The organism is Frondihabitans cladoniiphilus (assembly GCF_039544345.1).
Lineage (GTDB): Bacteria > Actinomycetota > Actinomycetes > Actinomycetales > Microbacteriaceae > Frondihabitans > Frondihabitans cladoniiphilus.
The window spans coordinates 356542-377988 of sequence record NZ_BAABLM010000005.1 but is presented as its reverse complement, the minus strand read 5'-3'; the positions used below and the strand labels follow the sequence as shown (position 1 = coordinate 377988).

Genomic DNA, 21447 nt, shown 5'->3' with positions numbered 1-21447 from the left:
CACAATGGTTACCTCGCCCAGCACTGAACTCGTCAACGCCACGAACGACCCGAAGTCGATGCCGTCGCTCGCGACCGGCATCAACATCCAAGGGCTGACCAAGACGTTCCAATTGGGACGCAAGTCCGTCCAGGCGTTGTCCGAGGTCAACCTGGGCACCAAGAAGGACTCCTTCTTGACCCTCCTCGGCCCGTCAGGATGCGGAAAATCCACGATTCTCCGCATCCTGGCCGGGCTCGAGACCCCGAGCACCGGCAACGTCGTGATCAACGGCAAGTCGGCGGCCGAAGTGCAGAAGAGCCACGAGACCGGGATCGCCTTCCAGGACTCCGCTCTGCTGCCCTGGCGCACCGTCGCCAAGAACATCCGGCTGCCCCTCGAGGTGGCCGGCATCACCCCGCCGAACGGTCTGATCGACGACCTGATCGAACTGGTCGGCCTGAAGGGCTTCGAGAACGCCAAGCCCGCCCAGCTCTCGGGCGGGATGCGACAGCGCGTCTCGATCGCCCGCTGCCTCGCCGTCCAGCCGACGATCATGCTCCTCGACGAGCCGTTCGGCGCCCTCGACGACATGACCCGACAGCGCATGAACGTCGAGCTGCTCCGCATCTGGGGCGAGAAGCCCGCCACGACCCTCATGGTGACCCACGGCATCAGCGAGGCCGTGTTCCTCTCCGACGTGGTCGCCGTCATGAGCGCCCGTCCCGGCCGGATCGCGGAGGTGGTCGAGATCGACCTGCCGCGCCCCCGCCTCCCCGAACTCACCCGCGCCCCCGAGTTCCACGCCTACGTCGACCGGATCTCCGAGATCCTCTTCGGCGCCCACGGAACGGCCACCGATGACTGACCTCGCCCAGTCCGAGACCGAGCTCGGCGAGAGCGTCTCGCTCGACTACGAGACCGCCCGCGGGCGGGAGCGCCGGTCGTTCATCGGCACGCTCGCCGCGATGCCGCCCTGGGTCGGCTCGGTGCTCGGCATCGTGATCATCCTCATCGCCTGGCAGGTCGTCGCCGTCACGTTCTTCGCGGTCACCAAGTCGGTCCCGCAGCCCGGGCTCGTCTTCGTCCAGCTCTTCAAAGACCTGTTCACGACCGACGTCTACTGGAACGCCATCGCCAAGACCGGCGGAGCCGCAGCCTGGGGCTTCCTCTGGGGCAACCTCGTCGCCTTCTTCCTGGCGTTCCTGGTGCTGCTGGCACCCTGGTTCGAGGGGCTCTCGACGCAGCTCGCCGTGGTCTGCTCGTGCATCCCCCTGACCGCCATCGCCCCGATCGTGACGCTGCTGGCCCCGGCCGGCAGCCGCAACACCTCGGTCATCCTCGCGGCGCTCAGCGTCATCTTCACGACCGTGATCGGCACGCTCCTCGGCCTCCGGGCCGCCAGCGAGACGCAGCTCGACGTGATCCGCGCCTACGGCGGGTCGCGGTTCACCCAGCTCTTCAAGGTGCGCCTCATCGCCGCTCTGCCGAGCATCCTCGCCGCCCTGAAGCTGGCCGCCCCGGCCGCGTTCCTCGGCGCCGTCCTCGGCGAATACTTCGTGCTCGGCGTCGACCAGGGCATCGGCATCCTCCTGCTCGCGGCCCAGGCCACCAGCGCCTCCGTGAAGCTCTGGGCCCTCGCCCTGATCTGTGCCGGCGTCGCCGGTCTCGCCTACTTCCTGATCGGCCGCATCGGCCGTCTCGTCGCCCCGTGGTCGTCCGGCGACTCGCGCGCCGGAGAGGGCTTCTGATGGCCACGACCGTCCCCGGCCCCCGCGCCACCGCGCGGGCCACGCCGTCCGAGACGACGGCCAACGCCGTCGCGACGACGCGCTACGTCTTCGCCCGCATCGGTCGCACCGTCCTGACCATCGTCATCTCCCTGGCGATCCTCGGCATCCTCTGGACCGTCGCGCTCAAGCTGCTGAACGCCAACACGTTCATCTCGAAGACTCCGCTCGACGTCTTCAAATACTTCTTCGTCCAGTCGACCCTGAGCACGATGACGCCCGGGCAGAACCGCGCGACTCTCGCCTCGCTCCTCGGCGTGACGCTGCACCACGCGGCGATCGGCTTCGTCGCCGGCATCGTCGTCTCGGTGATCATCGCCATGCTGTTCACGCTCGTGCGGCCGATTGAGTTCATGTTCATGCCGCTCGCCATGCTGCTGCGCACCGTTCCGCTGCTCGCCATGGCCCCGGTCATCTACCTCGTCTTCGGCAACGGCAGCGTCACCGCCGGCCTGATCGGCGGCGTGGTGGTGTTCTTCCCGCTGCTGGTGAACCTCACGCTCGGCTTCCGATCGGTCAGCCAGCAGTCGGTCGACCTGATCCGCGTCTACGGGGGCAACCGCTGGACCATCATGCTCAAGGTCGCCATCCCGACGGCCCTGCCGCACTTCTTCGCCTCCATGCGCATCGCGGTCCCCGGCGCCATCACCGGCGCGATGCTCTACGAGTGGCTCTTCACCCTGCAGGGCCTCGGAGCGGCGATCACGACCGCCAAGACGCAGTCGATGTACAGCGAGATCTGGGCCATCGTCGTGCTGATCACGGTCGTGTCGATCGTCTTCTACACGATCACCACGTTCATCGAGACGGCCGTGCTGGCCAAGTGGGGGCCGAACGCCGGCAAGGTCACCACCAAGTGACCCGCAAGGTCATCGTCGACACCGACACCGGTATCGACGACGCTCTCGCCCTGCTCTTCCTCACCGCCCAGCCGGAGGTCCACCTGCTCGGCGTCACCGCCGTGTACGGCAACTGCGTGATCGACGACGCCGTCCGCAACATCGGCACCGTGCTCGGCGTGGCCGGCCACCCGCTCGTTCCCGTGGCCAAGGGCGCCGACGGCCCACTCGAGGCCGAGGCGCACATCGCCCACTACGTCCACGGACACGACGGCCTCGGCGACGTGCGCCTCGACCGGCACGAGCCCGCCGTCCTCCTGGCCGAGAGCGCCGCCGAGTACCTGGTCGACATGGCTCGGGCGAACCCGGGCGAGATCGACCTCCTGACCCTCGGCCCCCTGACCAACATCGCGCTGGCGCTGCGGGTCGAGCCCGACCTGCTGACGCTGTTCCGGTCGATCACGATCATGGGCGGCTCCGGCCCCTTCCCCGAGGTCGGGCGCAGCGACATGTTCGACGCCAACATCCAGAACGATCCCGTCGCCGCCGCGGCCGTCTTCGCCGCCCCGGCCACGCGACGTCTCATGGTCGGCGTCAACGCGACCGCGACCGTCATCACCGACGAGGCCTTCGTCGAGACCCTCTCCGAGGCCGGGACACCCACGAGCGACTTCGCGGCGAGCATCCTCGCCTTCTATCTCGACTTCTACAAGCTCGCCTTCGGCCGTCGGGTCAGCCCCGTCCACGACGGTCTCGCCGCCGCGCTGATGCTGCACCCGGAGTGGATGACCCAGAGCGTCACCGGCCCGGTCAACATCACCGACGACGGCTTCACCGTGCGCGCCCGCGTCATGCAGACCGCCTCCGGCGCACCCGTGGCGTGGGAGATCGACCCCACGCCCGACACGATCGCCGCCACCGTCATCGACACCGATGCCTTCCTCCCCGCGTTCCTCGACGCCCTGATCTCCGGAGCCCCCACCGCATGACCGACACCACCGCCGACCTCCAGTCGGCCCCGCTCCGCGACCTGTCCGCCCTGCCCAAAGGCCACCTGCACATCCACCACGAGGCCGCGATCCGGCCGACGACCCTGATGGACATGGCCGAGGCGGAAGGCATCACGATCACGATTCCGACGGAGTTCGACGACTTCAGCGACTTCAGCGCGACCTACCGGGGCATGCTGCGCGTGCTCTCGAAGAAGGAGAACTTCTTCCGGCTGGTCGACGAGTCGATCGAGGGTTGCGCGGTCGAGGGCGTCGTCTACGCCGAGTTCGGCGCCAGCCCCCAGTTCTACGTCGACACCTTCGGCTCGCTCGAGGAGTCGCTCGAGGCCATGCTCGAGGCCTGTGCCGCCTCCGGCGAGAAGTGGGGCGTCGAGATCGGCCTCATGATCACGGTCGATCGCACCGAGAGCGTCGAGGCCGCGAACCAGCTCGCGCACCTGGCGGCCGCGTACGCCGGCCGAGGCGTCGTCTCGCTCGGGCTCGCGAACGACGAGCGCGGCTACCCCGCCGCGAAGTTCGCCGAGGCCTTCGCCATCGCCAAGGAGGCCGGACTCCTGTCCACGCCGCACGCCGGCGAGCTGGAGGGCCCCGACTACGTCCTCGAGGCCCTCGACGTGCTGCACGCCGACCGCATCCTCCACGGCGTGCGGAGCGCGACCGATCCCGCACTCGTCGCCCGCCTCGCAGAGGACGGCGTCTGCCTCGACGTCTGCCCCACCTCGAACGTGCTGCTCTCCGCCGTGGACGGGTTCGGGACGCACCCCCTCGTCACCCTGCTCGAGGCCGGGGTACGCTGCTCGATCAACGCCGACGATCCGGTGCTGTTCGGCCCGAGCATCCTCGATGAGTACGAGGTCTCCCGGACGACGCTCGGCCTCACCGACGAGCAGCTCGCCGACTGCGCCTGGTCCTCCATCGACTGCAGCGGAGCGTCCGACTCGCTCAAGGAGAGCGCTCGGGCCGGGATCACCGCCTGGCTCGCCTCCTAGGCGCCGGGGGCTGCATGTGGGCACGAGCTGCCCCGGCCGCGCGACGTATCACGGACACCGAGACGTGCCGCGGCGCGTGGAAGAGTCCGTGAGACGTTGCGCGGCGGCAGACTCCGCACAAGAGAAGGCCCCGGGATGCTCGTCCCGGGGCCTTCTGCGTGCAGTGCTGCTGGTGCCTTGTGCTACTTGTCTTCCTTCACGCCGGCCAGCGCCTGCGGAAGCGCGCGCCCGATCGTGGCCTGGTAGAGGCCACCGCCGACGAGACCGCCGACCAACGGGCCGAGGATCGGGACCCAGAAGAAGATCGTGCCGTTCTGATCGCTCCAGGCGTTCTTGTAACCCACGATGAACTCCATCAGGCGAGGACCGAAGTCACGGGCCGGGTTGATGGCGTAGCCGTCGTTGGTGCCGAGGGCGAAGCCGATGCCGACGATGACGAGACCGACCGCGATCGCCGAGACGGCGGGGTGCGGGTTGGTGCCCAGAGCGTCGGTGATGGCGAAGATCAGGAAGATCAGGACGGCGGTGCCGAGCACCTGGTCCATGAAGGCTCCGAAGACCGAGACGCCCAGCGCGTTGTTGCCGTTGCCGGGGTTGGTCGAGAAGACGCCCTGGGTCTTGATCGTGTGGTTCGGGTCGATCTTGTCGAGCGAGGCCTTGTAGTTCAGGTAGATCAGCAGGGCGCCGATGAACCATCCGACGACCTGGGCGACGATGAACGGACCCACCTTGTTCCAGGGGAAGCCCTTGTACACGGCGACGGCCAACGTCACGGCCGGGTTGAGGTGCGCACCCGAGATCGTGCCGGCGGCGTAGATGCCGAGCGTGACGCCGAGGCCCCACGACCAGGCGATGCTGTTGTGGTCACCGAGACCGCCGGCGCCGACGGTCACCTGGGCGACCACGCCGAAGCCGAAGATCGCGATGATCAGCGAGCCGATGGCCTCGGCGACGAGCTCGCCGAGCAGCGTCGGAGTGCTGCCCGCGGGCGGGTTCTCCATGCCGGCGAGGTCGTTGTTGACCCGGCGGAGCTGCCAGAAGCCGCGCGACTCGGTGGCGCGCTTGGCCGTGAGGCCTCGCCGCGCCGTAGCGGGGAAGGGGAGGATTGCCATGATCTGTTCCTAACGACTCTGTGAAGGATGCGGTGCGGGGCTAGTTGACGTCTTCGTCGACCCAGTCGAAGGTCTTGGTGACGGCCTTCTTCCAGAGACGGAGCGTGCGGTCGCGCTCGGTGGCGTCGAGGTTCGGCGTCCAACGCTTCGACTCCTGCCAGTTCGAGCGCAGGTCGTCGAGGGTCTCCCAGAAGCCGACTGCGAGGCCGGCCGCGTACGCGGCGCCCAGGGCGGTGGTCTCGGCGACGACCGGGCGGACGACGGGCACGTTGAGGATGTCGGCCTGGAACTGCATCAGGGCGTCGTTCGCGGTCATGCCGCCGTCGACCTTGAGCTCGGTCAGGTCGACGCCGGAATCGGCGTTGACCGCGTCGAGGACCTCGCGGGTCTGGAACGCGGTCGCCTCGAGGGCGGCGCGGGCGATGTGCCCCTTGTTGACGTAGCGGGTGAGGCCGACGAGGGCACCGCGGGCGTCGGAGCGCCAGTACGGAGCGAACAGACCGGAGAACGCGGGCACGAAGTACACGCCGCCGTTGTCGTCGACCGTCGTCGCGAGCGCCTCGACCTCGGGAGCGGAGTTGATGATGCCCAGGTTGTCGCGCAGCCACTGGATCAGCGATCCGGTGACGGCGATCGAGCCCTCGAGCGCGTAGTGCGTCGCCTGGTCGCCCAGCTTGTAGCCGACCGTGGTCAGTAGGCCGTTCTTCGAGTGGACGATCTCTTCGCCGGTGTTGAAGATGAGGAAGTTGCCGGTGCCGTAGGTGTTCTTCGACTCGCCCTGGTCGAACGCGGCCTGACCGAACGTCGCGGCCTGCTGGTCGCCCAGGATGCCGGCGATCGGCACCTCGCGGAGGAGGCTGTTGTCGCTGGCCATGCCGTAGACCTCGGAGGAGGACTTGATCTCGGGCAGCATCGACTTCGGCACGCCGAAGACCTCGAGGATGTCGTCGCGCCACTCGAGGGTCTCGAGGTCCATGAAGAGGGTGCGGGAGGCGTTCGTCACGTCGGTGATGTGGACGCCGCCGTTGACGCCACCGGTGAGGTTCCAGACGACCCACGAGTCGGTGGTGCCGAACAGGAGGTCGCCGGCCTCGGCCTTCTCGCGAGCGCCTTCGACGTTCTCGAGGATCCAGACGATCTTGGTGCCGGAGAAGTAGGTGGCGAGGGGGAGGCCCACGACGGGCTTGAAGCGCTCGACGCCGCCGTCGGCCGCGAGGCGGTCGACGATCGACTGCGTGCGCGTGTCCTGCCAGACGATCGCGTTGTAGACCGGGAGGCCGGTCGTCTTGTCCCACACGACTGCGGTCTCGCGCTGGTTGGTGATGCCGATGGCCTTGATGTCGTGGCGGGTGATGTTCGCCTTGGACAGAGCCTGGCCGATGACCTCGCGGGTGTTGTTCCAGATCTCGATGGGGTCGTGCTCGACCCAGCCGGCCCGGGGGAAGATCTGCTCGTGCTCGAGCTGGCCGGTCGAGACGACGTTGCCGGCGTGGTCGAAGACCATGGCCCGGGTCGAGGTCGTGCCCTGGTCGATCGAGATGATGTATTCGCTCACTGGGGAAAACTCCATTGTCTACGTGAGGGGAAGCAGACGACACGTGTCGCTGCCGGGCTGCCCGATCCCGAGGAATCGGCCATCTGAAAGCTAGTGCTAACTGCACCTCCTCCAGAGCGGATTGCACGAACGTGCAGACGCGTGCCCGATTGTGGGCGATCTTTCCGGTTTCCCTCGCCGTTGAGGGGAACTCACGCTGCACATTTGTTCACACCATATGCCCAGTCAGCGGGTTCGCACCACGACATCCTCGGGGAATGAGAAACGCCCCGCACTTCGATCCGAAGTGCGGGGCGTCGCGGGTGACCGGGGTTTACGCGGAGACGGGCGTGCTCTGCGTGTGGGTGCCCACGGTCTCCTCGATGTCGGTCGCGTCGGTCTTGCCGGGCACGCCCTTGCGGCGGTACAGCACGGCCGTGACGACGGCGGCGATGGCGAAGAACAGCGCGCCGTAGAGGAAGGCGACGTGGTACTCGTACACGGCGGCGTTCATCTTGAAGGCGGCGATTCCGGCTGCCGTGTTCGAGGCGGCCGTGTGGCTGCCGACGTACGCGGTGGCGGCGCTGGCGGCCAGGGTGTTGAGAAGCGCGGTGCCGATGGAGCCACCCACCTGCTGGCTCGTGTTGACGGTCGCGGAGGCGACGCCGGCGTAGCGCGGGTCGAGTCCGACGGTCGCGCCCTGGATGGCCGGGGGCATGACGCTCCCGACGCCGAGGCCGACGAGGATCAGGCCGGGCAGCACGTCGGCGGCGTAGTTCGCGCTGACGCCGAGACGGCTCAGGTAGAGCATGCCGAGAGCGCCGAGGATCAGGCCGATCGTGGCGAGCACCTTCGGCCCGAGGACCCGGGTGAAGACGTTCGTCGAGAACTGCGCCGACAGGATCAGGCTCAGGATCAGCGGCAGGAAGCCCAGACCGGTCTGGATCGGCGTGAACCGGAGCGTGAGCTCGAGGTAGTAGGTCAGGAAGAGGAAGACGCCGAACATGCCTGCGCCGACGATGATCACCGAGAGGAGAGCGGCGCCGCGGTTGCGATCCTTGAGGATGAGCAGCGGGAGCAGCGGGTGCGCGGCGCGCTGCTGCCAGAACCCGAAGGCGAGGAGAAGGACGACAGCAGCGGCGAGGAAGCCCCAGCAGGTCCAGTCCGACCAGCCGTTGGTCTCGGCGTTCGAGAAGCCGAAGACGAGGCTGAACAGGCCGGCCGAGATCAGGATGGTGCCGGGCACGTCGATGCGGGCGCGGGGGCCGGTGCGGGCGGGGTTCTTGACGAAGAGGATGCCGCCGATGAGGGCCGCGACCGCGAACACGACGTTCACGTAGAGGTTCCAGCGCCAGTTGAGGTGCTCGGTGAGCACGCCGCCGAGGAGGAGCCCGACTGCCCCGCCGCCACCGGCGATCGCGCCAAAGACGCCGAACGCCTTGGCGCGCTCCTTCGGGTCGATGAAGGTGGTCGTGAGGAGGGCGAGCGCGGTCGGCGCGAGCATGGCGCCGAAGGCGCCCTGCAGTGCCCGGGCGCCGACGAGCATGCCGAAGCTGGTCGCGGCACCACCCAGGGCGGACGAGCCGGCGAAGCCGATCAGGCCGATGAGAAACATGGGCTTGCGGCCCACGACGTCGGAGAGACGGCCGCCGAAGAGCAGGAGGCTGCCGAAGGCGAGCGAGTACGCGGTGACGATCCACTGACGGTTGCCGTCGGAGAACCCGAGGTCGGTCTGAGCGGCCGGAAGGGCGATGTTCACGATGGTGGCGTCGAGGACGACCATCAGCTGAGCGAGACCGACGGTGGCGAGGATCCACCAGCGGATGGCGTGATTGGCGTGCTGCGCGGGTGCGCCGACGCCGGTGGTGGTGGCTGACATGACAGGCCTCCGGGGATGAGTGTGGTGTGCGGTGGCAGCCCCGTCATTGCGGCAGAAGACGAGCATAAGCGATACTCGTCAGTATCGGAACCCACTGGTTCCGGATTTCATTCCCTGTTTACACTGGCGGGGAATCGAGAGGACTCCATGACCGTCGAACAGACCGCCGCCCGCCCCGTGGGCCGCCGCCGCGACCCCGAACGCGACGCCGCCATCGTCCAGGCGACCCTCGACGTCCTCGCCGAGACCGGCTACGAGGGCATGACGGTCGACATGGTCGCCTCTCGGGCCAAGGCCGGCAAGGCGACCCTGTACCGTCGGTGGCCGTCCAAGGCCCACCTGGTCGTCGGCGCCATCGCGAGCCTCACCGAGACCAACGTCACCCTCTCCGACGTACCCGACTCCGGCTCGTTCACCGCCGACCTCGCCACGATGAAGAAGGCCTCCGGTCACTCGAACATCGGCCTCAAGATGCAGATCCTCGCCGGTCTGACCCCGAGCCTCGCCTCCGATCCCGAGTTGGCCGCGATCATCCGAGAGCAGTTGATCGCCCCGCGCACCACTCTCATGCGCGGCCTCCTGCTCCGCGCCGTCGAGCGAGGCGAGATCGCCCCCGACCGCGACCTCGACGCCCTCGCCCTGATCGTCCCGTCCATGATGTTCTACCGCTGCGCCGTGCTCGGCCAGCCCGTCACACTCGAGTCGCATCAGTCCCTGATCGACGAGATCCTCCTGCCCGCGGTGGGCCTCCGCCCCTGATCCCGCGCCCGACGGCGACTCGCCGCGGTGGCGCGAACCGGTGGCGCGAACCGGCAATGCGACGGCAGGATGCACGGCTCGGCCGGGCGGGGCGGGGCCCGGACACTGGCGTAAACCAGGGGCAATCCGAAAGACAAGAGTCGGACACACCGTGCCCGTAGCGTCAGCCCCATGAAATACAGGCAGCTCGGTCGTTCCGGCCTCACCGTGTCGGCGGTCGGACTCGGGTGCAACAACTTCGGCGGCAACGCCATCACGTACCCGAACGGACCCACGTACGGGTTCCTCGACTTCGACGTCTCGAAGGCCGTCATCGACGCCGCGTTCGACAACGGGGTCACCCTCTTCGACACCTCGGACGTCTACGCCCGCGGCGGCTCCGAGGAGTACCTCGGTCGGATTTTGAAGGACCGCCGGAGCGAGGTCGTGATCGCGACCAAGTGGGGATCGGGCCTCGAGGACCACGTCGCGTGGGGCTCGCGCCGCTACATCCGGCAGGCCGCCGAGGCCAGCCTGCGGCGGCTCGACACCGATTACATCGACCTCTACCAGATGCACTGGCAGGACCCGAAGGTGCCGTTCGAGGAGACCCTCGCCGCCCTCGACGAGCTGGTGACCGAGGGCAAGGTCCGCTACATCGGGCACTCGCACTTCTCCGGGTGGGAGGTGGCGCACACCGACTGGATCGCCCGGACCAAGGGCACCGAGCGCTTCGTCAGCGCCCAGAACTACTACAGCCTGCTCACCCGCGACGCCGAGAAGGAGCTCATTCCCGCGCTCGTCGAGTTCGGCGTCGGCCTCCTCCCCTACTTCCCGCTCGAGAACGGCATCCTCACCGGCCGCTACCGGCGCGGCGAGATCCCGACCTCGGGCCGGATGGCGGGCAAGCCGATCCCCGACACCACGTTCGACGAGATCGACCGGCTCACCGCGTTCGCCGAGGCGCACGGCCGCACCCTGCTCGAACTCGCCATCGCCGGACTGGCGGCCCTCCCGAGCGTCGGCAGCGTCATCGCGGGCGCCTCGAAGGTCGAGCAGGTGGTGGCCAACGCCCGCGCCGCCGACTGGGTGCTCGACGAGGCGACGGTCCGCGACCTGCAGGCGCTCCTCGCGGTCTGAGACCGAGCATCCCCCTTCTTCACCGCACCCCCTTCTTGCAGCACTGGCGAAAGGCACCACCATGTTCCACCTCGGCTGGTTCACCAACCCGATCCCCCACGGCTGGACCCCCTCGGGCCGCGACGTCTGGGCGGGCAACGACGTGCTGCCCGACACCTGGGCGACCGGCGAGTTCCTGGTCGACATGGCGAAGTCGCTCGAACGGGCCGGGTTCGACTACATCATGCTCGAGGACCACGTCGTCCTCGGCGACGACGAGTCGCACTTCGAGCCGCGGCTCGACCCGATCCCGGTCGCGGCCGTGATCGCCGCCGCCACCAGCCGACTCGGCATCGTGTCGACGATGTCGACGTCGTTCTACCACCCGTTCCAGCTCGCCCGGTCGACCACCACGATCGACCACCTGAGCCGTGGGCGCTCCGGCTGGAACATGGTCACCTCGACCGAGGACCGCGGCGCCCGCGCCTTCGGTCAGGACGGCCAGCCGGCCCACGACGAGCGCTACGACCGCGCCGACGACTTCCTCGACATCGTGGAGAAGCTCTGGGCCGGGTGGGACGAGGACGCCCTGGTGATCCAGGACGAGGGCGGCCGCTACGTCGACGCCACCAAGGTCCACTCGGGCCCGATCGAGGGCAAGTACAACTCGTCGTACTCGCCGCTGAACGTGCCCCGCGGGCCGCAGGGACGACCGGTGCTCTGCCAGGCCGGGTCGTCGCCGCGCGGCCGGGACTTCGCCGCGAAGCACGCCGACACCGTCATCGCGACGACGTTCGGCCTGAACAGCGTCTCGGCCCTCAAGGAGTTCCGCGACGACCTGCGCGAGCGCATGGTGAAGTTCGGCCGGAACCCCGACGACTGCAAGGTGCTGTTCCTGATCACGCCGACCGTGGGCGAGACGGAGGAGGAGGCCCTCGAAGCCGACCGCCGCCTCAACGACCCGACCCCGGCGATCATCGACCAGACGCTCTCGCGCCTGTCGTTCCACACCGAGCACGACTGGGGCCAGTACGACCTCGACCAGCCGCTGCCCGAGCTCGACGTCGAATCGATGACCGAGGGCTACCAGGGCATGGCCCGGGCGTTCCTCGCCCTCGGACACCCCGGCGACACGCTGCGCGAGATCATCGGCCGCCACCGCACCGGCTCGCTCGACCTCGTCGGCACGCCGGCCCAGGTCGCCCAGAAGATGGGCGAGGTGATCGACGAGATCGGCGGCGACGGCTTCCTGATCCAGCGCCGCCCGCTGACCCGCCGCTACATCACGGAGATCTGCGAGGGCCTCGTCCCCGAGCTGCAGAAGCGCGGACTGGTGCGCTCGTCGTACGAGTTCCCCACCTTCCGCGAGAACCTGCTGGCGTTCTGATGACCGTCGCCCGCCTGAACCCCGAGGGGCTCATCGTCCCGCCCGCCGGCCTCAACGCGCAGGTCACCGTCGCCCCGGTCGGCCGCATCGTCTTCGTCAACGGCCAGATCGCCCGCGACTCCTCCGGTGAACTCGTCGGCCCCGGCGACAAGCGCGCTCAGGCCGAGCAGTGCTGGCGCAACGTGCACACGGCCCTCCACGCCGCCGGGGCCACAGGGGCCGACGTCCTCAACTACCGGATGTACGTCGTCGGCACCGAGGAGGGCGACGGGCGGATGCTCGTCGACACCGGCAAGGCCGTGTTCGGAGTCGACTGGCCGGTCTGCGGCGCGGTGTATCTCGGCGTCGCGGCGCTGGGGCGACCCGAGTACCTCGTCGAGATCGAGGCGACGGCCGTTCTGGCCTGACCCGCGCATCCCCCGCTCTTCGCCCTTCTCCCCTTCACCCGCCCTCTCCCCGTCCCGATTCAGGAGCCCCATGAGCTACCACGAGATCCGCATCATGACCGTGCCCGACCAGGAGACCCTCGACGCCCTCGTCGAGCGCCTGGGCGAGTTCACCGTGCCGCTGTTCGAGCGCCACGGCGTGCACACGCACGGCGTCTTCACCGGCCTCGGCGGCCCCGCCGGAGTCGCCGGCCCCGAGCTCGCGGTCTACCACTGGGTGTCGCACGACACCGAGGACGCGAGCGCCTCCTGGCAGGGCATCCGCGACGAGTCGCACGGAGTGGTGCGGGCACCGCTCGACGTCACCACGACGACGATCGCCCTCGACGCCCTGCCGCAGCTCGCGCGGGACCTCGCCGCCGAACTGGACGGCGTCGTGCCCGCCTCCGCCGAGGACGGGCGGGTCTACGAACTGCGTCTCTACTCGCCGCTGCCCGACATGACCGGCGCGCTCGTCAAGCGATTCGAGTACTTCACGCTCGGCCTGTTCGACCGCTACGGGCTCGGCAACGTGGCGTTCTTCCTCGAGCGGGGGGATGCGGTCGCTCCCGCGCCCGGGACGACTCCCGTCGCGAATCCCGTCGCCGACAGCACCGAGCCCCGCATGGCCTTCGTCCTCGCGCACCCCTCGCTCGAAGCCGCTCTCGAGACCTGGCGTCAGGTGGCCGTCGACCCGGACGGCGTGCCCGACGACGGACTGCCGAAGAGCCAGCTCGCCGGCAAGACCATCTCGTACCTGCGCCCGACGGCCTACTCGCCGTTGCGCTGAGCTGTGCGGGAGCCGTCGTCGTGAGGGGGGTCGAGCTGCGCCTGGACGAGCGGCGCGATCCGATCGGCCAGGGAGGCCGCCTCGAGGGCACCGAGGACCGGAGCCTGGAGGGTCCGGCGCATCACGCTGCCGCCGACGAGGATCGCGCAGGCGACTTCGGCACGCGCCTGAGCGTCGGGGCCCTCGAGGAGCCCGGCGAGACGGCTCACGAACTGATCGAGGAGCGCGTGCCGGAGTTCGACGGGCAGGCCGCGCGAACCGGCGATGAACAGCAGGGCCCCGAGCGGGTCCGTGCCCTCCGGCGCCTCGGGGATCACGGCCAGGCTCTCGACGATCCGTCGGGCCAACCCGTCGACCGGTCCCGCGAGAAGCTCGGTGAACTCGTCGCTGAAATCGGTCGCCTGGATCACCAGGTTCTCCTTCGAGCCGAAGTACTTCATGACGAGGCTCGGACTGACTCCGGCCTCGCGGGCGACCAGGCGGATGCCGACATCGTTGTAGGGTGCCCAGGCGAGGAGACGCCGGGTCACGTCGACGATGCGGAACCGGACGTCACTCGCCCGCCCGGAGTCGTCAGTCGCTTCGCTCACTCCTGCACGTTACTGTAAACAGCCGTTCACCCCGGCTTTCTCGCCGGGCGTCGACCGTCGGCCGATCGGAGCATCCCGTGTCGAACATCCCCCCGCGTCGCCTCCTCATCCGGATCCAGCCGCAGAGGTCGCCCCGCCGTGCCCATCAGCTGCTGCGTGCCGGCATCCGCGACGGGCTCCTGCGCCGCGGCGAGATGCTGGTCGAGGACAGCCTGGTCAAGGCCCTGGCGACGAGCCGGAACTCGGTGCGCGAGGCGCTGCAGCTGCTGGCGTCGGAGCGACTCGTCACCCGGCAGGCCCACCACGGCACCAAGGTCGTGGGGCGCATCCGCCGGGTCTCGATCGACAAGCCGAACCTGCACGGGGTGACACGGACCTCCGGCCCCGGTTCGGTGTCCTGGCGGGAACTCGAGCGGCAGATCCTGCCGGCACCGGCGATCGTCGCGGCCAAGCTCGACCTGGTGCCGGGCTCGCTCGTGCTGGTGACCGAGCACCTCCTCGTGACGAACGACGAGCCGTACTCGCTGCGGGTGGCCTATCGGCCGCTCGCCGAGGAGGAGATCGAGGAGTTCCGCTACCCGCCCGAGAGCGCCGAGGAGGAGATCTCGGTGCTGTACCGGGTGATCACGCGGGTCGAAGCCACTCTCGAGGCGGTGGGCGCCGAGGCCCGCACGGCGAACCTGCTCGGGATCGATCCGGGGGCGCCCCTGCTGCTGCACGAGCTGGTGATGTTCGACTCGTCCGACCGCGCCCGGGAGCTCTCCTTCAACAGCTACCACGGGGGCCGCGTCGCGATGACCTCGACGAATCTCGTGACTCCCTGGGGTCTGTGAGCTGCCCGCCTCCGATCCCCCGCTGCACCCTCGCAAGCGGCGAAAACTCTAGTCCGCGGCGCGGATCCTGTGCCGCACGCGAGGGTTTGTGCCGCACGGCCGCCGCCCGAGTGTCACCAACCCGATGGCTCAGTACCGCTAGCGGGGCGTCCGGGTGTACGGGGGCGGAGTCGTCGTGCGGAGGTAGGGCGTGATCGTGCGCAGGTTGCCGTAGCGCGTCACGGCTTCGGAGTCGGGCGTCACGCGCCCCACCACGACGTCGTCGCCGTCCTGCCAGTCGGCGGGGGCCGCCAGCTTCCAGCGCGTCAGCTTCAGGGCGTCGATCACCCGCAGCACCTCGTCGACCGAGAGCCCCACCGACGGCGGGTACGAGATCGCCGCCATGATCACATCGGCCGGCGACACGACGAACGCCGTCCGCACCGCGAAGTCGGGTGACGCCTTGAGCCAGCGGCCCGGTGCGACCGGCAGCACCTGCGCGGCCTGTTCGACGTCGATCATCCCGTAGGCCACGGCGATCGACCGGTCGGCGTCCGCGACGAGCGCGAACGGTACCGACACCCCGAACGCCGCCTCGATGTCGACCACCCACTGCTCGAGGGGCGGCACGGTGTCGACCGCCACCGCCGCCACCAGCACGTCTCGCGCCACGAACTCGTCGTACCGCTTCGAGACGGCGGCCAGCTCGGTCGTGCAGACGGGCGTGAAGGCGAAGGGCGCCGACAGCAGCAGCGCCCAGCGCCCCTCCTTCTCCGCGTGGAAGTCGAAGGGGCCCTGGGTCGACGGAGCCTCGAAGCCGGGCGCCGAACGGAAGATCTGCCGCGACATCGTCAGGCCGCGGTCGCGACCGCGCGCTCCATGACGTCGAGCGCGTCGTCGAGCAGCTCGTCCGAGATCGTCAGGGGCGGCAGGAGACGGATGCACTGCTTCTTGTCGCCGGTCACCATCACCAGGAGCCCCTCCCGGTGGCACGCCGCCACGAACGCCGCCGCCATCTCGGGGTGCGGGGTTTTGTCGCCCGCACCGAGCACGAACTCGATCCCGATCATGGCGCCGCGGCCGCGGATCTCGCCGATGACGTCGTACTTCTGCTGGAGGGCAGTCAGGCGGGCCACGATCTTCGTTCCGATCGTGCGGGCGAGGGCGGGCGCATCCACCTCGTCCATGATCTTCATGGTGGCGAGGGCCGCGGCGCAGGCGATTCCGTTGCCGGCGTACGTTCCGCCGAGGCCGCCCTTGGGGACGGCGTCGAGGATGGAGGCGCGCCCGGTGACCCCGGCCAGCGGGTACCCGTTGGCGATCGCCTTGCCGGTCACGACGAGGTCGGGTTCGATGCCTTCGTACGACGAGGCGAACCAGTCGCCGGTGCGGCAGAATCCGGTCTGCACCTCGTCGGCGATCACCAGGATGCCGTGCAGCGCGCACCAGTCGGCGACCCGCTTCCAGTAGCCGGCGGGCGGCACGATGAAGCCGGCCTCGCCGAGGATGGGCTCGAAGATCACGGCGGCGACGTTCTTCTCGCCGACCTGGGTGTGCACGCTGTCGACGAAGGCGGCGAAGGCCTCCTCGAGGGTGTTGGCCTCGCCGGTCGGCCAGCGGTACGAGTACGGGAAGGGGGCCCGGTAGACCTCGGCCGGGAACGGCGCGAACCCGGACTTGTAGGGCAGCGCCTTGGCGGTCAGGGCCATGGCCATGTAGGTACGACCGTGGTAGCCGTAGTCGAATGCCACGATCCCCTGACGCCCGGTCGTCGAGCGCGCGATCTTGACGGCGTTCTCGACCGCTTCGGATCCCGAGGAGAACAGCACCGAGCGCTTCTCGAAGTCGCCGGGCGTGTGCGCGTTCAGCTGCTCGCAGACCGCGACGTACTCCTCGTACGGGCTGACCGTGAAGCAGGTGTGCGCGAAGTCGTCGAGCTGGGCCCGGACGGCGTCGGCGATCTCGGGGCGGCCGTGGCCGAGCGCGTTCACTGCGATGCCCGAGCCGAAGTCGAGCAGCTGGTTGCCGTCGACGTCGAGCAGGATCGACCCCTCGGCCCGCTCGATGTACGTCGGCAGCACGGCGCCGACCGAGTTGCCGACCGCCGCCAGACGACGCTCCTGCATCGCGACCGACTTGGGCCCGGGGATGCTCGTCACCACCCTGCGCTGCTGCGTCAGGGGCTGGCGGGCGGGGGTGGTCACGGCGATGTCAGAAGGCACGGAGGTTCTCCCGGAGGGTGTCGAATTCGTATGAGGTACGGGTGAGGCCGCGGCGCTGCAAGGCGGGCGCGAGCCCCTCGGTGATCTGCGCGATGGTGACCCGGTCGAGCTCGTTGGCGATGAGGAAGCCGTCGCCGCCGGCGGCCTCGGCGATCTCGCCCATCTCGTCGGCCACCGTCTCGGGGGTGCCGATCAGCGGCACCGACTCGTTCTGGCGGTAGGCCACGGCCTCGCGCAGGGTCTTGCCGTTGGCCGACTTGGCGAACTCCGACAGCGTCGTGGTGTGGCCGTTGGTCTCGACCTCGGGCAGCGGTTTGTCGAGGTCGAACTGCGAGAAGTCGATGCCGGAGGCGTACGACATGGTCTGCAGCGCCCACTCGGCGTTGTCGAGGCGATCCTGCTCGATGCGCTTCGCCTTGGCCTGGGCGGCCTCGACGGTGTCGTCGAGGACGGGCGAGACCAGGTACAGCACCTTGACGTCGTCCGGATCGCGTCCGTGGCCGGCGACGCGGCTGCGGATGTCGTCGCGGTAGGCCTTCATGGCGTCGACTCCGCGTACGCCGGTGATGATGGTGTCGGCCCACTTGGCGGCGTAGTCGCGACCCGAGGGCGAGCCGCCGGCCTGGCAGATCACGGGGCGACCCTGCGGCGAGCGCGGCACCTGCAGCGGCCCCTTGACCTTGTAGAACTCGCCCTCGAAGTCGATCGGGTGCACCTTGTCGCCGTCGGCGAAGAGGTTGGCGTCGCGGTCGTGGACCATGGCGTCGGGTTCCCACGACTCCCAGAGCCGCGTGACGACGTCGGTCCACTCGTCGGCCATCGTGTAGCGGTGGTCGTGCTCGAAGTGCTGGTCGAGGCCGAAGTTGCGGGCCGCCGAGTTCGACGACGCGGTGACGAAGTTCATGCCGACGCGGCCGGACGAGAGCTGGTCGAGGCTCGCCGCGAGCCGGGCGAGGATGTACGGCGGGTAGAAGGCCGTCGCCGCGGTGACGACGATGCCGAGCTTGTCCGTGGCCTGGGCCAGCAGGGGCACGAGCGTCATCGGGTCGAGCTTCGGGGCGCCGTGGGCGTTGGCGAGCACCGAGTGGACCGAGCCGCCGTGCGTGTCGGGGATGCAGGAGGAGTCCTCGAACATGACGTAGTCGAACCCGGCGCGCTCCATCGACCGGACGAGGTCGACGTAGGTGTCGGGCTTCATCCAGTCGGTGGCGCCGGTGCCGGACCACTGGCCGCGCCAGGTCTGGACTCCGTAGCCGTATCCGACGAACCAACCGAGATGGAACATGAAGGACCTTTCGTCGAGGCCGAGCGGGGGATGCACACGGCCGGGAAGAGCGAACGAGGACGACCGCGAGGCGCACCCCGGACCGTGTCTGCCGGGCCCGCCGCGATGAAGAGGATCGCGGAAGAGGAGCCCGAGTCGAAGAGTCGACGCCCCATGGTGAACCACTGTTCACCCCCCTGTCAACCCGAGGTGCGGAAGCCCGTCGAACGACCCACGAAGGCCTTTTCGAGCGGTGGCGGAAACGACTGCGGCGCCCCTGATCGGAGCGGAGAGGCGGGTGCTGGCGTGGCGTAAACGGAGGGCAATCCGATCGACCGATGCACGACACATGATGCCCGTAGCGTGCGAGGGCTGGAACCCTTCCGACCTAGGAGAACCGTGGCCCTCGAACGAATCAACCCCGACACCCTGTTCAAGCCGAACCCCGAGGCGAGCGCCCAGGTGATCGTGTCGACCGGAGGCCGCCAGGTCTTCGTGAACGGCCAGATCTCGCGGGACGCCGACGCCGCGATGATCGGCGAAGGCGACCTCGAGGCTCAGCTGCGCCAGTGCTGGTCGAACGTCAAGGACGCCCTCGCGGCCGCCGGTGCGACCGGTCTCGACGTCGTCCAGTACCGCACCTACGTCGTCGACCCGAAGCCCGGCGACGCCAAGAACGTCACCGCCATCGGCCGCGAGGTCTTCGGTGCCGAGTGGCCGGTCGCGCCCGCCTCCTTCGTGGGCGTCCCGGCGCTCGGCTTCCACGCGTACCTCGTCCAGATCGAGGCGCAGGCGATCGTCGCCTGACCCGCGCATCCCCCGTTCCGCCCACCCCACCAGAAAGCAGGCACCACCGTGAGCACCGCAGAAGTCCTCTACGCCGTCCAGGCCGTCGACAGCCTCGAAGGCAACAAGCGCCGCGCCGAACTGCGCCCGGCGCACGCCGAGTACCTCGGCACGATCCCGGGTCGCGTGGCCCTCGGCGGCGGCATCGTCACCGAGGCGGGCCAGCCCGCGACCGGGAGCTTCCTGATCTACCACGCCGCCACGCTCGAAGAGGCGAAGGCCCTGTTCGAGAACGATCCGCTGTTCAAGGGCGGCATCTACCAGAGCGTCACCTGGTCGGTCTTCAACGGCGCCATGGGCAGCCTGCTCGGCTGACCTCCGCACACGACGACGAACCCCCTCCGCCACGATCGTGGCGGAGGGGGTTCGTCGTCGCGGTCAGCGACTCAGATGGTGATGGCGGCGAAGTCGACCGCGTAGTCGTACCGGAACGGCACGCCCTTCAGCCCGGCCGTGAAAGCGTTGAGCGGCTGGACCCGCACGATGAAGTCGAGCGGCGCGGCCTCGAGGAGCCCCTTCTCGGCTTCGTTCCAGAGCGCTCCGGCGGCCTTGCTGAAGGCGGGCTCGTCGTACGACTTGGCGGCGAGATCCTCCGACGTCGTCACCCGGTAATCGGTGAAGTTGTAGTCGGGCGTGGTGTTGACGTAGTTCACCAGCTGCTGCGCCGGGTCCTGGCTCCAGATCGCGACGCGGTAGAGGAACGAGTCGTAGGCGTGCTTCGACAGGTTGCCGTAGAAGTCGGAGTCCGGGACCGCCTTGAGGGTGACCGTGAAACCGGCGGCCTTGGCGTAGGACTGGATCTGCACCGCGATCGCCTGCATGTCCGGCGCCGCATTTGAGTACGCGACCTCGAACGAGACGCTCGTCTTGCCCGCCTTCTTCAGCAGCGACTTCGACTTGGCGATGTCGTAGTCGTAGACCGGCAGCCCCTTCTCGGTGAAGCCCGGCGCCGAGGGGTTGAGGTACCCCACGGTCTTCTTCGCGCGACCGTGGTAGACGTTGTCGATGATCTGCTGGTACGGCACGGCGTAGCAGAGCGCCTGGCGGACGAGCTCGTCGGCGAACGGCCCCTTGGACGTGACCATGCCGAGGTTGGCGGTCGCACTCGGGTTGGAGTATTCGGGCACCGAGAGCGCCTTGTTGGTCAGCATCGAGGCCATGTCGGCCGGCTGGAGTGCGATCGACGCGTCGATGTCTCCGCTGATGAGCGTGCTCGCCCGGGTGCCGGCGTCGGCGACGGGGGTGAACGTGATCTTCTTGATCTTGGCTTCGCCGAAGACCGCGTCGGAGCGGGCCTCCCAGGTCATCGACTGGTTCGGCACGACCGAGGTGACCTTGTAGGCGCCGAAGCCGTTGTTGTAGTTCGACTTCGACCAGACGACGGCGTAGGGATCGGCGGTCGACTGCTTGGCCTTCATCAGCACGCTGTCGTAGATGTAGCCGGAGTACGGCACGGCGAGGGTGTTGAGGATCAGGTACTGCCACTTCTTGTCGGTGATCGTGAGGCTGACCGTGTGGTCGTCGATCTTCGACCAGCTGTTCATGTCCGGGATGGCCGCGATCTCCTCCGCCCTCCGGACGGCGTAGGGCGACAGCATCCGCCGCTCCTGCGAGAACAGCACGTCGTCGGCGGTGAATGGGTTGCCGTTCGTCGACGTCACGGTCTTGTTGAGGTGGAACGTGACGGTCTTGCCGTCGGCCGAGATCTCGTAGGTGTCGGCGAGCCAGCCCTCGAAGTGGTAGGCGTCCTGCTCGAACTCGCCCGACGACTTGTTCTTCTTGTAGGGGAAGCGGATCAGTCCGGCACCGAGGTTCGGCCAGAGGATGTCGTTCAGGGCCCCGCTCGCTCCCCCGCCGTCGGGAACGAACGTCGTGACGAGGGTCGGTGCGGCGACCGTGATCGTGCTCTTGCCGGCGACCCCGGCCGCGCCGGCGGCGCCGGATGCCGAGGCCGAGGTGCCGGAGCCGTCGGTGGAACAGGCGGCGAGGAGTCCGGTGGTCGCGAGGGTCAGACCTCCGGTGATGAACAGCTTGCGGCGGGACACCGGCGCGGCCAGCAGTCGTTCCAGAGCGGTCGGGTTGTTCATGCGTGATCCTTCGTGTGGGTGAAGCGGAGGGTGGT

At 68.9% G+C, this 21447-nt stretch carries 21 protein-coding genes; 13 read left to right on the top strand and 8 right to left on the bottom strand.

The window, feature by feature from the left end; translation table 11 throughout:
- Positions 1–4 precede the first annotated feature (4 nt).
- Genes ABEA39_RS13660 through add form a run of 5 tightly spaced genes read left to right on the top strand, consistent with a single transcriptional unit; the run spans position 5 to position 4607 of the window.
- A complete protein-coding gene (locus ABEA39_RS13660) occupies positions 5–847 on the top strand; it encodes an ABC transporter ATP-binding protein (RefSeq protein ID WP_345376461.1) in 843 nt (280 codons plus the stop codon).
- Positions 840–1730 (top strand): ABC transporter permease, encoded by an 891-nt coding sequence (locus ABEA39_RS13655; RefSeq protein ID WP_345376460.1) that lies wholly within the window; start codon positions 840–842, stop codon positions 1728–1730. The genes ABEA39_RS13660 and ABEA39_RS13655 overlap by 8 nt, the downstream gene beginning before the upstream one ends.
- On the top strand, positions 1730–2629 hold the full coding sequence (locus ABEA39_RS13650) for an ABC transporter permease (RefSeq protein WP_345376459.1): 900 nt from the start codon (positions 1730–1732) through the stop codon (positions 2627–2629). The genes ABEA39_RS13655 and ABEA39_RS13650 overlap by 1 nt, the downstream gene beginning before the upstream one ends.
- On the top strand, positions 2626–3597 hold the full coding sequence (locus ABEA39_RS13645; RefSeq protein ID WP_345376458.1) for a nucleoside hydrolase: 972 nt from the start codon (positions 2626–2628) through the stop codon (positions 3595–3597). The genes ABEA39_RS13650 and ABEA39_RS13645 overlap by 4 nt, the downstream gene beginning before the upstream one ends.
- Positions 3594–4607, top strand: coding sequence for an adenosine deaminase (gene add / locus ABEA39_RS13640; RefSeq protein WP_345376457.1), 1014 nt, complete (start codon positions 3594–3596; stop codon positions 4605–4607). Before ABEA39_RS13645 ends, add begins: the two co-directional genes overlap by 4 nt.
- Positions 4608–4789: 182 nt before the next feature.
- On the opposite strand, the gene ABEA39_RS13635 is transcribed toward add, so the two are convergent.
- From ABEA39_RS13635 to ABEA39_RS13625, 3 genes are all read right to left on the bottom strand, one after another.
- A complete protein-coding gene (locus ABEA39_RS13635) occupies positions 4790–5719 on the bottom strand; it encodes an MIP/aquaporin family protein (RefSeq protein ID WP_345376456.1) in 930 nt (309 codons plus the stop codon).
- Positions 5720–5759: 40 nt separating this feature from the next.
- The gene (gene glpK, locus ABEA39_RS13630; RefSeq protein WP_345376455.1) at positions 5760–7274 is read right to left on the bottom strand and encodes a glycerol kinase GlpK; all 1515 of its coding nucleotides are present in this window, start codon (positions 7272–7274) and stop codon (positions 5760–5762) included.
- A gap of 313 nt (positions 7275–7587) precedes the next feature.
- Positions 7588–9132, bottom strand: a complete 1545-nt coding sequence (locus ABEA39_RS13625) for an MFS transporter (RefSeq protein WP_345376453.1) — start codon at positions 9130–9132, stop codon at positions 7588–7590.
- Positions 9133–9279: 147 nt separating this feature from the next.
- Here ABEA39_RS13625 and ABEA39_RS13620 point away from each other — a divergent pair, with 147 nt between their 5' ends.
- From ABEA39_RS13620 to ABEA39_RS13600, 5 genes are all read left to right on the top strand, one after another.
- Positions 9280–9891, top strand: coding sequence for a TetR/AcrR family transcriptional regulator (locus ABEA39_RS13620; RefSeq protein WP_345376452.1), 612 nt, complete (start codon positions 9280–9282; stop codon positions 9889–9891).
- 171 nt (positions 9892–10062) lie between these two features.
- A complete protein-coding gene (locus ABEA39_RS13615; protein WP_345376451.1) occupies positions 10063–11010 on the top strand; it encodes an aldo/keto reductase in 948 nt (315 codons plus the stop codon).
- Between the two features lie 61 nt (positions 11011–11071).
- A complete protein-coding gene (locus ABEA39_RS13610) occupies positions 11072–12376 on the top strand; it encodes an NtaA/DmoA family FMN-dependent monooxygenase (protein WP_345376450.1) in 1305 nt (434 codons plus the stop codon).
- A complete protein-coding gene (locus tag ABEA39_RS13605) occupies positions 12376–12783 on the top strand; it encodes a RidA family protein (RefSeq protein WP_345376449.1) in 408 nt (135 codons plus the stop codon). The genes ABEA39_RS13610 and ABEA39_RS13605 overlap by 1 nt, the downstream gene beginning before the upstream one ends.
- Positions 12784–12853: 70 nt before the next feature.
- Positions 12854–13591, top strand: a complete 738-nt coding sequence (locus tag ABEA39_RS13600; RefSeq protein WP_345376448.1) for a hypothetical protein — start codon at positions 12854–12856, stop codon at positions 13589–13591.
- Here ABEA39_RS13600 and ABEA39_RS13595 read toward each other — a convergent pair.
- Positions 13573–14181, bottom strand: coding sequence for a TetR/AcrR family transcriptional regulator (locus ABEA39_RS13595; protein ID WP_345376447.1), 609 nt, complete (start codon positions 14179–14181; stop codon positions 13573–13575). The genes ABEA39_RS13600 and ABEA39_RS13595 overlap by 19 nt on opposite strands.
- 77 nt (positions 14182–14258) lie before the next feature.
- Between ABEA39_RS13595 and ABEA39_RS13590 the strand changes: the two genes are divergently transcribed.
- Positions 14259–15014: a GntR family transcriptional regulator gene (locus tag ABEA39_RS13590; RefSeq protein ID WP_345376446.1), complete on the top strand. Its 756-nt coding sequence runs from the start codon at positions 14259–14261 to the stop codon at positions 15012–15014.
- A gap of 138 nt (positions 15015–15152) precedes the next feature.
- Here the strand turns inward: ABEA39_RS13590 and ABEA39_RS13585 are convergent, their stop codons facing one another.
- Genes ABEA39_RS13585 through ABEA39_RS13575 form a run of 3 tightly spaced genes read right to left on the bottom strand, consistent with a single transcriptional unit; the run spans position 15153 to position 18500 of the window.
- Positions 15153–15842 carry a redoxin domain-containing protein gene (locus tag ABEA39_RS13585; RefSeq protein ID WP_345376445.1) on the bottom strand — a complete coding sequence of 230 codons (690 nt, stop codon included), beginning with the start codon at positions 15840–15842 and terminating at the stop codon, positions 15153–15155.
- A 2-nt stretch (positions 15843–15844) separates the two neighbouring features.
- Complete coding sequence (gene gabT, locus ABEA39_RS13580; RefSeq protein ID WP_425556981.1) at positions 15845–17197, bottom strand: 4-aminobutyrate--2-oxoglutarate transaminase; 1353 nt, start codon at positions 17195–17197, stop codon at positions 15845–15847.
- A gap of 7 nt (positions 17198–17204) precedes the next feature.
- Positions 17205–18500, bottom strand: coding sequence for an NtaA/DmoA family FMN-dependent monooxygenase (locus ABEA39_RS13575; protein ID WP_345376444.1), 1296 nt, complete (start codon positions 18498–18500; stop codon positions 17205–17207).
- Positions 18501–18878: 378 nt separating this feature from the next.
- Between ABEA39_RS13575 and ABEA39_RS13570 the strand changes: the two genes are divergently transcribed.
- Together ABEA39_RS13570 and ABEA39_RS13565 are read left to right on the top strand one after the other, a co-directional pair.
- Positions 18879–19286 (top strand): RidA family protein, encoded by a 408-nt coding sequence (locus ABEA39_RS13570; protein ID WP_345376443.1) that lies wholly within the window; start codon positions 18879–18881, stop codon positions 19284–19286.
- A 48-nt stretch (positions 19287–19334) separates the two neighbouring features.
- Positions 19335–19640, top strand: coding sequence for a YciI family protein (locus tag ABEA39_RS13565; RefSeq protein ID WP_345376442.1), 306 nt, complete (start codon positions 19335–19337; stop codon positions 19638–19640).
- A gap of 71 nt (positions 19641–19711) precedes the next feature.
- On the opposite strand, the gene ABEA39_RS13560 is transcribed toward ABEA39_RS13565, so the two are convergent.
- A complete protein-coding gene (locus tag ABEA39_RS13560) occupies positions 19712–21412 on the bottom strand; it encodes an ABC transporter substrate-binding protein (RefSeq protein ID WP_345376441.1) in 1701 nt (566 codons plus the stop codon).
- Positions 21413–21447 lie beyond the last annotated feature (35 nt).

What these genes read in the sequence shown, in the direction of transcription:
- ABEA39_RS13660 (WP_345376461.1), top strand. Translation starts at nt 5, where the DNA reads ATGGTTACCTCGCCCAGCACTGAACTCGTCAACGCCACGAACGACCCG.
- ABEA39_RS13655 (WP_345376460.1), top strand. Translation starts at nt 840, where the DNA reads ATGACTGACCTCGCCCAGTCCGAGACCGAGCTCGGCGAGAGCGTCTCG.
- ABEA39_RS13650 (WP_345376459.1), top strand. Translation starts at nt 1,730, where the DNA reads ATGGCCACGACCGTCCCCGGCCCCCGCGCCACCGCGCGGGCCACGCCG.
- add (WP_345376457.1), top strand. Translation starts at nt 3,594, where the DNA reads ATGACCGACACCACCGCCGACCTCCAGTCGGCCCCGCTCCGCGACCTG.
- ABEA39_RS13635 (WP_345376456.1), bottom strand. Translation starts at nt 5,719, where the DNA reads ATGGCAATCCTCCCCTTCCCCGCTACGGCGCGGCGAGGCCTCACGGCC.
- ABEA39_RS13625 (WP_345376453.1), bottom strand. Translation starts at nt 9,132, where the DNA reads ATGTCAGCCACCACCACCGGCGTCGGCGCACCCGCGCAGCACGCCAAT.
- ABEA39_RS13620 (WP_345376452.1), top strand. Translation starts at nt 9,280, where the DNA reads ATGACCGTCGAACAGACCGCCGCCCGCCCCGTGGGCCGCCGCCGCGAC.
- ABEA39_RS13615 (WP_345376451.1), top strand. Translation starts at nt 10,063, where the DNA reads ATGAAATACAGGCAGCTCGGTCGTTCCGGCCTCACCGTGTCGGCGGTC.
- ABEA39_RS13610 (WP_345376450.1), top strand. Translation starts at nt 11,072, where the DNA reads ATGTTCCACCTCGGCTGGTTCACCAACCCGATCCCCCACGGCTGGACC.
- ABEA39_RS13605 (WP_345376449.1), top strand. Translation starts at nt 12,376, where the DNA reads ATGACCGTCGCCCGCCTGAACCCCGAGGGGCTCATCGTCCCGCCCGCC.
- ABEA39_RS13600 (WP_345376448.1), top strand. Translation starts at nt 12,854, where the DNA reads ATGAGCTACCACGAGATCCGCATCATGACCGTGCCCGACCAGGAGACC.
- ABEA39_RS13585 (WP_345376445.1), bottom strand. Translation starts at nt 15,842, where the DNA reads ATGTCGCGGCAGATCTTCCGTTCGGCGCCCGGCTTCGAGGCTCCGTCG.
- ABEA39_RS13575 (WP_345376444.1), bottom strand. Translation starts at nt 18,500, where the DNA reads ATGTTCCATCTCGGTTGGTTCGTCGGATACGGCTACGGAGTCCAGACC.
- ABEA39_RS13560 (WP_345376441.1), bottom strand. Translation starts at nt 21,412, where the DNA reads ATGAACAACCCGACCGCTCTGGAACGACTGCTGGCCGCGCCGGTGTCC.